Genomic DNA, 11,283 nt, shown 5'->3' with positions numbered 1-11,283 from the left:
AAAAATGAATAGACTTAAAATTGAATTAATTTAATAATGCACTACGAGTTATATAAATGATATTTATAAATTCTTTATTGTATGACAAGACCTTCTTTTAGGATATCTTTTTTTACCAACTCAGGCTGAATAATATCATCGTGACTGACTAATAGCTGAATGCCCTTTGAAGGAAGTGTATTTAGCCAATCTAACTGAAACTGAATTTTAATTGTGTCTTCACCAATCCTTTTAACCTGATCTTTTGGTTTTTGTTTCTTTTCATTGATTCCCATATACGACCAGCTTACATCGCCTGTGAATAAATATTCTTTTCCATTCTGCAATTGACTATAAACCATAATTTCTCCAGGTGTATGACCCGGTGCCTTAATTAAGACAACTCCCGGTGCCACGGGAAGTATATCATAGAAGTCAACAGCAATAAAATCTTTTATCTGTGCTGAATCTATCTTCAATTCAGTCATCTGAGGCTTATTGAGAAGGGTTTTAATCTGCTGGTAAGTTAGAATTGTCTTGGATGCGATACTTTTATAATTGTTATTTCTTAGAACGCCGGCGATGTGATCACCGTGTTCGTGTGTGATAATTATTTGTTTAGCTTTATTTAATGCCAGCTGAATGCTGTCATTTTGTTTACTGAAAAATGTCTGTTTAGTTCCATTGCCAAAAAAATTATGAACTTTCTCATCCATTCCGGAATCAATCATAATTGTTGATTGCGGAAATACCAGCTGATAAGCTGTTCTAGCTTGGATGTATGATTTTTCATTTCCTCCTTCTATGGTAGATTTAAATGTCCTTGGACTTTATGCGAATTTTATATATCGGACTTCAATAGCTTTATTGCCATTTATAAGTTCCGCTGCAGATCTTATTTTACCCAATAAATCATCATTATATTTTATTTGCTGAGCTTTGAGTATAGTAAAGCTTTGAATAATCAGAATGATAGTTAAAGATTTTAATTTTAGATATTTCATAATATTTTTATTTCTTCCAGATATTGATAAGTCCACTGTTTCTATACCTAAAAGGACGCCATGGGAAAAAATATAGTTTGAAGACTTACAATACTGCAACTCCGTACAGTACTAATTTAAATTCCAGTACAACGTCTCCAAATGACACCCTAAATAAAAGAAAGGACTCTGTTTGACGACGTTAGTTGTTCTAATCAACTTTCATTTCATATCGACAATTTAGAATTCATTCAAATTAGCCTTATTGACATAATGTCTATGAGGTTATTTAATCTTGTATTTAATTAATTGATTGTCACATATTCGGAATGATTGTTGATTGTATAGATTCATTGAAAATAATAGATAAATTATGGTCATAGAAGAGCTAACTTTAGAATCATATGGAGCTGATACGGAACAATACGCTACCGGCACTATTATCTTCTGTGAAGGCAATACTTCTTCATATTATTTTCAAATCATCAAAGGAAAGATTAAGTTAAATAATTACAATGAAGGTATTAAAGAATACATTCAAGATATCTTGGATCAAGGACAGAGTGTTGGAGCTTTAATACTTTTCATGGATAAACCATATCCTATAAATGCTGTGACATTATTACCCTGTAATGTCTTGAAATTGTCAAAATTCAAATTTTTTGCATTATTAGAAAGACATCTCAAGCATTATTTGGATATGTTAAAGAGCATTTCACATTCCATGTATTTCAAGTATATCATGGATCGAAGTATTAAATCCCAAACCCCTCTTTCAAAACTACGTGCGTTTATGGATTATTTGAAAAGTTTGCAGGATGATACAGAATCATTTTCCTTTCAGATTCCTTTAAAAAGACAGCAGCTGACTGATTTTACCGGACTATGTGTTGAAACCTCAATCAGAAATTTGAAAATGATGGAACGAGACAATATTGCCCAGATCCGAAATCACAAGGTTTTTATTAATTAAAGATCTTTTTTCACATTATCACTATCCAGTCATTAAATTAAATGGAGGGAAAATTTCATACTAAAACTAAATTACAAACATTATAAAAATGAAACCAAAAAAAGAGCGTAAAAATGCGAAGCTGGATCAGCTACAAAGCCATAAGACAGACAACATGGATCAAAAACTGACTACCAATCAAGGTCTGAAAATAAATAATAATCAGGACTCTTTGAAATCAGGAGAAAGAGGTCCAAGTTTGCTGGAGGATTTTATTCTAAGGGAAAAAATTACCCATTTTGATCACGAGAGAATTCCGGAAAGAATTGTCCACGCAAGAGGCTCTGGTGCGCACGGCGTTTTCAAATTAACTCAAAATATGGAAAAATATACCAAAGCTAAGTTTCTGACAGAAGTTGGGAAAGAGATTCCCGTATTCGTTAGGTTTTCAACTGTAGCAGGAAGCCGCGGAAGTACAGATCTGGCAAGAGATGTAAGAGGATTTGCGGTCAAATTTTATACAGATGAAGGCAATTATGATTTAGTGGCGAATAATATGCCGGTGTTTTTCATTCAGGATGCAATGAAGTTTCCCGATTTGGTACATGCTGTAAAACCTGAACCCGATAATGAAATTCCGCAGGCCGCTTCTGCCCATGATACTTTCTGGGATTTTATATCGCTAATGCCGGAAAGTATGCATATGATCATGTGGCTGATGAGTGATCGTGCTCTTCCCAGAAGTTATAGGATGATGGAAGGTTTCGGTGTCCATTCCTTCAAATTTATCAATAGTGAAGGAGATGTTCATTTTGTTAAATTTCATTTCAAACCAAAATTAGGAGTTCATTCTGTGGCTTGGGATGAGGCGACCAAAATTTCCGGCAAAGATCCTGATTTTCATAGAAGAGATCTTTGGGAAGCCATAGAAAATGGAGCATTTCCTGAATGGGAATTCGGTGTTCAATTGATACCGGAAGAAAATGAGAACGATTATGATTTTGACCTTTTAGATCCTACGAAAATTGTTCCTGAAGAGTTAGTTCCTGTTCAGATCATTGGGACTTTAACCCTTAATAAAAATCCGGATAATTTCTTTGCTGAAACTGAGCAGATCGCCTTTCATCCCGGACATTTGGTTCCTGGAATTGACTTTAGCAATGATCCCTTATTGCAAGGGCGTTTATTTTCTTACACGGATACGCAGTTATCCCGATTAGGCTCTCCTAATTTCCACGAGATCCCAATCAACAGATCAGTTAATACAGTCCACAATAATCAGCGAGATGGACATATGCGCCAGCAAATCGTTAAAGGAAAAGTTAGTTATGAACCTAATTCCATCGGCGGCGGCTGTCCTTATCAGGCGATGATTAAAGAAGGCGGGTTTGCTTCACAGGCAGAACGTGTCGATGGTCATAAAGTTCGTGCAAGAAGCCAAAGTTTTGTTGATCATTATTCTCAAGCCAAATTATTCTACAATAGCCAATCCGAACCTGAAAAAGTTCATCTTCAAAAAGCTTTGATCTTTGAATTGTCAAAAGTTACTATTCCTGCCATTAGAGAAAGATTAGTCGGACAGTTATTATTCATTGATAAAGAACTAGCCTCTATTGTCGCTAAGAAAGTTGGTGTTGATGTTGTAAAATTGAAGCAACCTAACGGAAGCATTCCTGCTGATATAAATTCCAAAACATTGCAAAGCAAAGAAAGAGAGCCTAGTATTTCAACCTCCGAAGCTTTAAGTATGAAAAATACAGTTAAAGATTCTATAGAAAGTAGAGTGATCGGATTTATTATGGAAGATGGCGTCAATACTGATAATGTTCAGAATTTGAAATCAAAACTAGAGAAGGAAGGTGCTGTTGTGCAAATCATTGCGGGTAGTCTTTCGCCTGTTAAAGCTGATGATGGGACGGTTTTCAAGCCTATGCATTCTTTAACAAGCACAGCCAGTGTTTGTTTTGATGCATTATATCTGTGCAGTGGAAAGAAATCGTCTGACAATCTTCTGAATATAGAAAATAAACCGGGTACAATACATTTTGTCAACGAAGCTTATAAACATTGCAAAGCCATTTATTTTGGTAAAGATACAGATGCTATTTACAAAGCCAGCCAAGTGAACAGTAAAAGCCACGAAGATCCAGCAATAGTAACATCGGATGTTAAGAATGCGGATGAATCTTTTATTCAAGCAATAGCTAATCATCGTGTTTGGGAATTGGAAATTGAAAGAAATAATCCGGCTTAAAGAAACTCAAATCAATCAAAATATTAAGTTATGAAAGCAGCAGTTTTTCACATGCCAGGTAAGATTACCTGCGACACAGTAGAAGATCCCATCATTGAAGATCCAAATGATATTATTCTGAAAGTAACTTCTACAGCCATTTGCGGAAGCGATCTTCATATGTATAGCGGAGGAATGCCTCAACTAAAACCAATGGTTATGGGACACGAGTTTATGGGAATTGTAGAAGAAGTGGGAGCCAATATTTCGCATCTTCAAAGAGGTGATAGAGTAGTTGTTCCATTCCCAATTGCCTGCGGTGGCTGTTATTTTTGTCAGCACGATTTGCCAGGAGCTTGTGAAAACAGCAATCCAGATCATTACGGACCGGAGGGAGGAATTCTAACCGAAAAAGGTGGAGGAATGTTCGGTTATACTGATCTTTATGGTGGATACAGCGGCGGACAAGCACAATATGTTCGAGTTCCTTATGCCAATTTTGGTCCAAGAAAAGTTCCCGATATTTTAACCGATGAGCAGGTTCTTTTCCTTACGGATATTTTTCCGACAGGGTATACCGGAGTTATGTGGGGCGAATTGAAAGGTGGCGAATCTGTAGCAATTTTCGGCGCAGGACCTGTTGGTTCTATGGCTGTGAAGAGTGCTATTCTTCATAATGCAGGAAAAGTTATTGTCATTGATACTTTGCAATACCGATTGGATCAGATCAAAAACTTGACAGGCTGCGAAACCATTCTCTGGGAAGATGCAGAACAAACCATAGAACAGATCCGTGATCTTACAGAGGGTAGAGGTGCAGATCTTTGCATCGATGCTGTTGGTTTTGAACCAGAACGCAGTTTATTAGATAAAGCTAAAGCTGTAATCAATTTCGAAAAGGGTTCTATTAAAGTTTTAGAAGCCTGTATGAGTGGTGTTCGCCGTGGCGGGACGGTTTCTGTTTTGGGAGTTTATCCTGTGAATTATGACAATTTTAAAGTAGGGCAGATTTTTGATAAAGGCATTACGCTGAAAGCAGGACAGTCACCGGTTCATGCAATTGTTGATAAACTTCTGAAATATGTAGAAACCGGACAAGTAAAACTAGATGATATCATTACGCACAGACTTTCTTTGGATGAGGTTGCAAAAGGTTATGAGATTTTCCACAAAAAAGAAGACAATTGCGTAAAAGTCGTTTTGGATCCTTGGAAATAAGATTGTTACAATAATAAAACAGGAGATCATAAAATCTCCTGTTATATAATTTATTCAGTTTTGTTTTTATTATCCAGCTTAGCTTTGAATTCGTGGGATGAGTCTTTTATTTTCTTTAATTGTTCGGATACTATTTCTTTACTGTTTTGGTCAAGATCATCACTATCTAAGGCTTCTTGATAAGCCTGAATAGCTGCGTTTTCTCCAAACAAAACATTTTGGAGAGTTGAATTTTCTAGACCATTGATCAGAAAAGAATTTTTAATATCAATCCATGCTCTGTGAAGAGTTCCGGAAACTGATGTTGAGTCATCATATTTTCCGCCTTTTTCAATGATAAGATTAATTAATTCATTTTTCATGATTTTACTTTGGGAAGTCATGTGTTCGTAATCATCTTGTAAATCGTGATTCATTTCCCAAATTTTGCCTTCTACCTTTTCATAGCCAGCAAGTCTGTCATTAGTAATATGAAGTAGGTCATTCAGGACATTGATTTCTTTATTTTCCATAACAATTTTTTTGATAGGAAGAGATACAAGAATAATGCCTTCAAATTATAATTAAATTATATGTAGACGAAAAATGATCAAATAATTTTATGAATTAATATTGGCTTGATTGTAGTTTAAATTAATAAAATTCTCTCAACTTAAATATTCAATAAAATGGAAAAAAAAAACATAGTTATCATTGGTGGTGGTTTTGCAGGAGTGGAACTAGCCGAACGATTATTAAAAAGTAATAACGGATATCAAGTAATTTTGGTAGACAAGAATAACTATAATTTTTTTCCGCCATTGTTGTATCAAGTGGCTACTGGTTTTTTAGATGTATCTAATATCAGTTATCCTTTCAGAAAACATTTCAGAACTGATAAGCGTTTTTCATTTTTAATGGCTGAGTTGCTTGAAATAAAACCTGATGAAAATAAAATTGTATTAAATATTGGCGAGTTATCCTATTCTAAGTTAGTCATTGCAACCGGAACTGTTACCAATTATTTTGGTAATGAAAATATACAAAGAAATGCGCTTCCAATGAAAACTATTACAGATGCCATCAATTTAAAAAATAAAATTCTGGAAAGATTGGAAAAAGCTTCCCACACTTCTGATGAAGAAGAAAAAAGAAAACTGACCACTTTTGTCATAGCCGGAGGAGGACCTACAGGTGTTGAGATTGCAGGTATGTTGGCTGAACTGAGAAAAAATATACTTTTCAAAGATTATCCGGAGCTGGTTAGTGTAGCGTTCGATATTTATTTGATTGATGGATTACCCAATGTTCTGGCATCAATGAGCAAAAATTCCCAAGAATATGCGTATCAGTCACTCAAAAAAATGGGAATCATGATAAAACTTGGTCAGGTTGTAAAAGATTATAAGGATGATGTTATTCACTTAGCAGATGGCACAACAATTCTAAGTGAAAATCTGATATGGACTGCAGGTGTTACAGCGCAGACTTTCAACGGAATTCCAGCAGAAGCGTATGGAAAAGGAAAGCGATTGATAGTGGATGCCTACAACGAGATTTTGATCCTGAAAAATATTTATGCCATTGGAGATACAAGTCTGATGAAAGCGGATCCAGCATTTCCGGAAGGTCACCCCCAGCTGGCGCAGGTTGCCATCCAGCAGGCCAGACAACTTGCAAAAAATTTTTTAGCAAGAGAAGCAGGAAAGTCTCGCCAACAATTTCAATATAATGATAAAGGCTCAATGGCAATTATAAGGAGAAATAAGGCAGTTGCTGATTTAAATGGGCCTCTCAAACATCTTAATGGTTTTCCTGCCTGGGTAGTATGGATATTGGTGCATTTAATGTCTTTAATTAATTTTAGAAACAAACTGACAACTTTCTTTAATTGGATGAATGCCTATATTACGAAAGATCAGCCTCTTCGTATGATTATTAGTTCTCGAAAAGAATCTCAGATTCAATAAAAATTGAATCAAAAAAAATGTAATTATGTTTGTAAAAGTATATACTTCTCTACACAATTTTTTGATGGTCAATATCGATCATATTGTATATATAAGTCCAAGTTCTTCTAACAAAGGATGTACATTATACCTTGATACTGGAATTCGACAGGAATCTATAGAAGATTACGACGTTATTTTAAAACAACTTATTTAAGCGGTAATTGAGTTGTATTTTGATTAACATCAGTATTTGATTATGTATTCTAAAAAGACGATGTGTTTTAAGAGAATTTATTTAATCATCTTAAAGCGGAACAGTCTTTAGATATGAAAGCCTAGAGTAATTTGTCAATATAAAAATAAAAGTTATGAATCGCGATTCCACGCATTGAGGTCATGAATGTCCTTAATAAAAGTAACAAAGACAGAATAGAAGATTGCAAAAAAGCCCTTTTTAAATAGGGCTTTTTTGTAAATAATTTAGTTTTTTATTAGGGCTGGATTTAAAAATCAAGTTATAAAACCGATACTATCCCAAAAACTCAAGGAGAATTCGATTTAACTCTTCCGAATGGGTTACATTTAAACCGTGAGGAGCTCCTGGAATGACGTGGTACTGGCTGTGATTTATCATTCTGGCTGCCTGATCACCTGCAGTTTCTATTGGAACAATATTATCCTTATCACCATGTACAATCAATACAGGCAATTTGATGTTTCCTACTTCTGACCTGAAATCTGTATTAGCCCAACTTTCAGCGGCCTTAATGGTAGCAATGGGTGAAGCGTGAGAAGAAATACTCCAATCGTAATCCAGTTGTTTTTGGCTTACTGATTGTGATAGTAATCCTACATTATAAAAATCTGCATGAAATCCTTCTAAAAAGTTTACGCGATCTTTATGCAGGGCATTTAGTATTTCTTCCAATTTTTCCTGCGGTACACCGTCGGGATTATCTATTTTTTTCTTAACTAAAGGAATAATAGAAGCGACCAACGCAATTTTCGAGATGCTTTCAGAACCATAATTGGTCAAGTACCTAATGACTTCGCCTCCACCCATCGAGAAACCTACTAAAACTATATCTTTAAGATCCAATTGCTCTATAACTTCTTTCAGGTCAGCAGCTAACGTACTATAATCGTAACCATCTTTTGAGACAAAGGATTTTCCAAATCCTCTTCTGTCGTAGGTTATTACTCTGTAACCATTATTTAACAATGCTTGTACTTGAAGTTCCCAAGATTTTCCACTTAATGGCCAGCCGTGGATTAAAATAATAGGTTGACCTGATCCAAGGTCTTCATAGTAGATTCTGTAATCGTTTTCTAGATCTTTTGTAATATAAGGCATAATTTAATTTTTTATATTAATATTGATATATGTTAACCAAAGATCAGACCACCACTTTTTTTTATTCATATATTCGCAGTGGTTATTATATTACTCTATTTCAGAATATGGTTTTATTACAATTTTAAATATTTTTCCTATCCTAAATTAACGTTTGAAAATTGTAATTTGTATCCTAATGAGTTTTTCCTAATCTTTTTCCAAAATTTTCGTTTTATAGTAAAGATGATTTAACCAAATACCTTAAAAGATTTCCGATGAAAACAACTGCATGTAATGAAATAGTAATTGAATATCCAGGCTATATACAAAGTTTTGGATATTTGTTAGGAATTAATGTATCTAATGATAAAGTTGAATTTTTTAGTGAAAATGTACTTAGCTTATTAGACGTTAGTCAAGAAATTCTGGGCATAAATGTTAATACTTTTAATAATTTAGCATTTATATCTAATAGTCAACACTTTCGTTTTCTGAAGTTATCTGCAGACGAAGATGTCAAATATATTGATAGGGTTTTGCTAAATAATAAAGAATACCATATCACTTATTATAGACACTTAGATATCATCTATATAGAATTAGAAGAATGTATTTTAGATGCAAAGGATAATAGTGTCCTTGTTAAAAAAATAAAAAATCTTGTTTCTTATAGACAAGGCTCAAATATCTGGGAATTTTTGGTGGATAAAATCAAAGAGATTACGGATTACGACCGAGTGATGATTTACCAATTTAACGAAGATAAAAGCGGTAAAGTAGTTGCAGAAGCAAAAAATGCTAATATGGAGAGTTTTCTTAATCTTCATTATCCAGAAAGCGATATTCCTTCGCAGGCTCGAGCATTATATCTTAAAAATTTTAAAAGAATTTTAAGTGATGTTCATGATACGCCCATAAAACTTTTTAGTAAGCAAAAGAATGTTGATCTTTCTTTGTCCAGTGTGAGATCATTGTCACCTATTCATATTGAATATCTTATCAATGCTAAAATATCTTCCAGTTTCAGTATATCAATTATTATCGATAATCAATTGTGGGGGCTTGTTACATGTCATAATACATATCAAAAACATATAGATTTAGATCATCGATTAAGCGCAGAAATTGCAACTTTTATAGCTGCTAATTCATACCATTCTTATTTGTCATCCAATGCTATGGTCTTTGAAAATATTCTTCAAGAGAAATGTTTTCAACTTAAGAAAGACTTCCTTTCTTATCAAAATATAAGTGATTCTCTCACTAAAAATATTGAAAGACTTAGACTCGTTTCAGAAACTGATGGATTAGCTGTAATCATAGATGGACAAATTAGTAAATCAGGTTCAGTTCCAGACAACGAAATCATAAAACGTATTGCTGAATGGGGAATCACTAATATTGAGGAGGAGATGTATTACAGTGATACTTTCTTCAATGAGTTTGGTGAGATTCTAGGATTGGATAAAAAATTGTTGTGGAATTGCAATTTCGTTCATTAATAAAGCACAGGGGCAATTAATAATTTGGTTCAAAAAAGAATTTAAGCAACAAATTGCTTGGGCTGGAGTAAAAAATCATGAGATAAAAACGATTAAAATTTTTAATGAAAATAAAACAATGGTTTCCCCGAGAAAATCGTTCGAAGTTTTTAATGAAGAAATAATGGGGAAATCTTCATCTTGGGACCGTAAAGACAGAAAGCGAATTTTAACAATTAGAGAATTAATTGATCGTACGAATCAAGAACAATTATTTCAAGTCAATGCAATTAATGAGCAATTAAATAAATCGAACACTGAATTGACTCGTTTAAATGAAGAACTTGATAGTTATTCTCATACAATTTCTCATGATTTGGCTACGCCATTAACTGTGATGAAATTGAATATGCAGATTTTGTTGAAATTGAATACTGAAAGTAAAAATATTAATCAGATAAATAATGTACTCAATGAAATTGATAACATGTCAGAAATGATGTCCAATGTGTTAAAATTAAGTAAGCTAAAATACTCGGAATTTGATATTGAGGATGTCAATCCTCTCGCCATAATTGAAAAATCCGTGTTAGATGCCAAACTATCTTATAATGATAATGCCCATGTAGAGATTGGTGATGTAATCACAATAAGAGGTGAAAAAAGTTTAATTGCCCAAGTGTTTCAAAATATAATCACTAATGCTGTAAAATATTCATCCAATAAAAATGAAAATGCGCACATTATGATTTCTTCTATGATTAAAAATAATAGTGTAGTTTACATTGTGGAAGATAATGGTATAGGTATCCCTTATCAATCGAAGAAAGATGTTTTCAAAGTTTTTAATAGAATGTCTAATACAAAGTCATTTTTGGGTAGTGGAGTGGGATTATCCATTGTGGAGAATATCATGAAAAAACTTAATGGTAGTATTGATTTTGAAAGTGAAGTAAATGTTGGAACTAAATTTATCATTACTTTTCCGGACGAGTAAACTCTAAAAAGATTTTAGAAAGGTTTCTGTGGAGGAATCAAAGAAATAGCTGTTTATAAAATACCTTGTAATTTTTACGAGGTATTTTTTTATGTTAAAGATTGAATTTTAGTTTATTACTCGTAGTGCATTATTAAATTAATTCAATTTTAAGTCTATTCATTTTTCTACTG

Annotated in this window: 10 protein-coding genes; 6 read left to right on the top strand and 4 right to left on the bottom strand. The window is 33.6% G+C overall.

Translation table 11 applies throughout. The features are described 5' to 3' along the window. Window positions 1–74: 74 nt before the first annotated feature. Together RTY06_RS16015 and RTY06_RS16010 are read right to left on the bottom strand one after the other, a co-directional pair. A complete protein-coding gene (locus RTY06_RS16015; RefSeq protein WP_312825972.1) occupies window positions 75–713 on the bottom strand; it encodes an MBL fold metallo-hydrolase in 639 nt (212 codons plus the stop codon). A 96-nt stretch (window positions 714–809) separates the two neighbouring features. Then, window positions 810–983, bottom strand: coding sequence for a hypothetical protein (locus RTY06_RS16010; protein WP_312825970.1), 174 nt, complete (start codon window positions 981–983; stop codon window positions 810–812). 352 nt (window positions 984–1,335) lie between these two features. On the opposite strand from RTY06_RS16010, the gene RTY06_RS16005 reads away from it, so the two are divergent. The 3 genes from RTY06_RS16005 (at window position 1,336) to RTY06_RS15995 (ending at window position 5,365) form a co-directional block, all read left to right on the top strand. Then, window positions 1,336–1,935, top strand: coding sequence for a Crp/Fnr family transcriptional regulator (locus tag RTY06_RS16005; RefSeq protein ID WP_312825969.1), 600 nt, complete (start codon window positions 1,336–1,338; stop codon window positions 1,933–1,935). A gap of 88 nt (window positions 1,936–2,023) precedes the next feature. Then, window positions 2,024–4,168 carry a catalase gene (locus RTY06_RS16000; RefSeq protein WP_312825968.1) on the top strand — a complete coding sequence of 715 codons (2,145 nt, stop codon included), beginning with the start codon at window positions 2,024–2,026 and terminating at the stop codon, window positions 4,166–4,168. Window positions 4,169–4,198: 30 nt separating this feature from the next. Continuing rightward, window positions 4,199–5,365, top strand: coding sequence for a zinc-dependent alcohol dehydrogenase (locus tag RTY06_RS15995; RefSeq protein WP_312825967.1), 1,167 nt, complete (start codon window positions 4,199–4,201; stop codon window positions 5,363–5,365). A gap of 50 nt (window positions 5,366–5,415) precedes the next feature. On the opposite strand, the gene RTY06_RS15990 is transcribed toward RTY06_RS15995, so the two are convergent. Then, entirely contained in the window at window positions 5,416–5,877 is a 462-nt protein-coding gene (locus tag RTY06_RS15990; protein WP_312825966.1) for a PA2169 family four-helix-bundle protein, read from the bottom strand. Window positions 5,878–6,033: 156 nt separating this feature from the next. Between RTY06_RS15990 and RTY06_RS15985 the strand changes: the two genes are divergently transcribed. After that, a complete protein-coding gene (locus tag RTY06_RS15985) occupies window positions 6,034–7,314 on the top strand; it encodes an NAD(P)/FAD-dependent oxidoreductase (RefSeq protein ID WP_312825965.1) in 1,281 nt (426 codons plus the stop codon). Between the two features lie 511 nt (window positions 7,315–7,825). Here RTY06_RS15985 and RTY06_RS15980 read toward each other — a convergent pair. Then, complete coding sequence (locus RTY06_RS15980; RefSeq protein ID WP_312825964.1) at window positions 7,826–8,650, bottom strand: alpha/beta hydrolase; 825 nt, start codon at window positions 8,648–8,650, stop codon at window positions 7,826–7,828. A gap of 257 nt (window positions 8,651–8,907) precedes the next feature. Between RTY06_RS15980 and RTY06_RS15975 the strand changes: the two genes are divergently transcribed. Together RTY06_RS15975 and RTY06_RS15970 are read left to right on the top strand one after the other, a co-directional pair. Continuing rightward, window positions 8,908–10,134 (top strand): GAF domain-containing protein, encoded by a 1,227-nt coding sequence (locus RTY06_RS15975; protein ID WP_312825963.1) that lies wholly within the window; start codon window positions 8,908–8,910, stop codon window positions 10,132–10,134. Next, on the top strand, window positions 10,097–11,110 hold the full coding sequence (locus tag RTY06_RS15970) for an ATP-binding protein (RefSeq protein ID WP_312825971.1): 1,014 nt from the start codon (window positions 10,097–10,099) through the stop codon (window positions 11,108–11,110). Before RTY06_RS15975 ends, RTY06_RS15970 begins: the two co-directional genes overlap by 38 nt. The last annotated feature ends 173 nt before the right edge of the window (window positions 11,111–11,283 follow it).

Source organism: Epilithonimonas sp. (genome assembly GCF_032055105.1).
Taxonomy (GTDB): Bacteria; Bacteroidota; Bacteroidia; order Flavobacteriales; family Weeksellaceae; genus Epilithonimonas.
Note: the sequence above shows the minus strand (reverse complement) of the source record. Positions and strands in the feature narration are given on the sequence as shown.

What these genes read in the sequence shown, in the direction of transcription:
- RTY06_RS16010 (WP_312825970.1), bottom strand. Translation starts at nt 983, where the DNA reads ATGAAATATCTAAAATTAAAATCTTTAACTATCATTCTGATTATTCAA.
- RTY06_RS16005 (WP_312825969.1), top strand. Translation starts at nt 1,336, where the DNA reads ATGGTCATAGAAGAGCTAACTTTAGAATCATATGGAGCTGATACGGAA.
- RTY06_RS16000 (WP_312825968.1), top strand. Translation starts at nt 2,024, where the DNA reads ATGAAACCAAAAAAAGAGCGTAAAAATGCGAAGCTGGATCAGCTACAA.
- RTY06_RS15995 (WP_312825967.1), top strand. Translation starts at nt 4,199, where the DNA reads ATGAAAGCAGCAGTTTTTCACATGCCAGGTAAGATTACCTGCGACACA.
- RTY06_RS15990 (WP_312825966.1), bottom strand. Translation starts at nt 5,877, where the DNA reads ATGGAAAATAAAGAAATCAATGTCCTGAATGACCTACTTCATATTACT.
- RTY06_RS15985 (WP_312825965.1), top strand. Translation starts at nt 6,034, where the DNA reads ATGGAAAAAAAAAACATAGTTATCATTGGTGGTGGTTTTGCAGGAGTG.
- RTY06_RS15980 (WP_312825964.1), bottom strand. Translation starts at nt 8,650, where the DNA reads ATGCCTTATATTACAAAAGATCTAGAAAACGATTACAGAATCTACTAT.
- RTY06_RS15975 (WP_312825963.1), top strand. Translation starts at nt 8,908, where the DNA reads ATGAAAACAACTGCATGTAATGAAATAGTAATTGAATATCCAGGCTAT.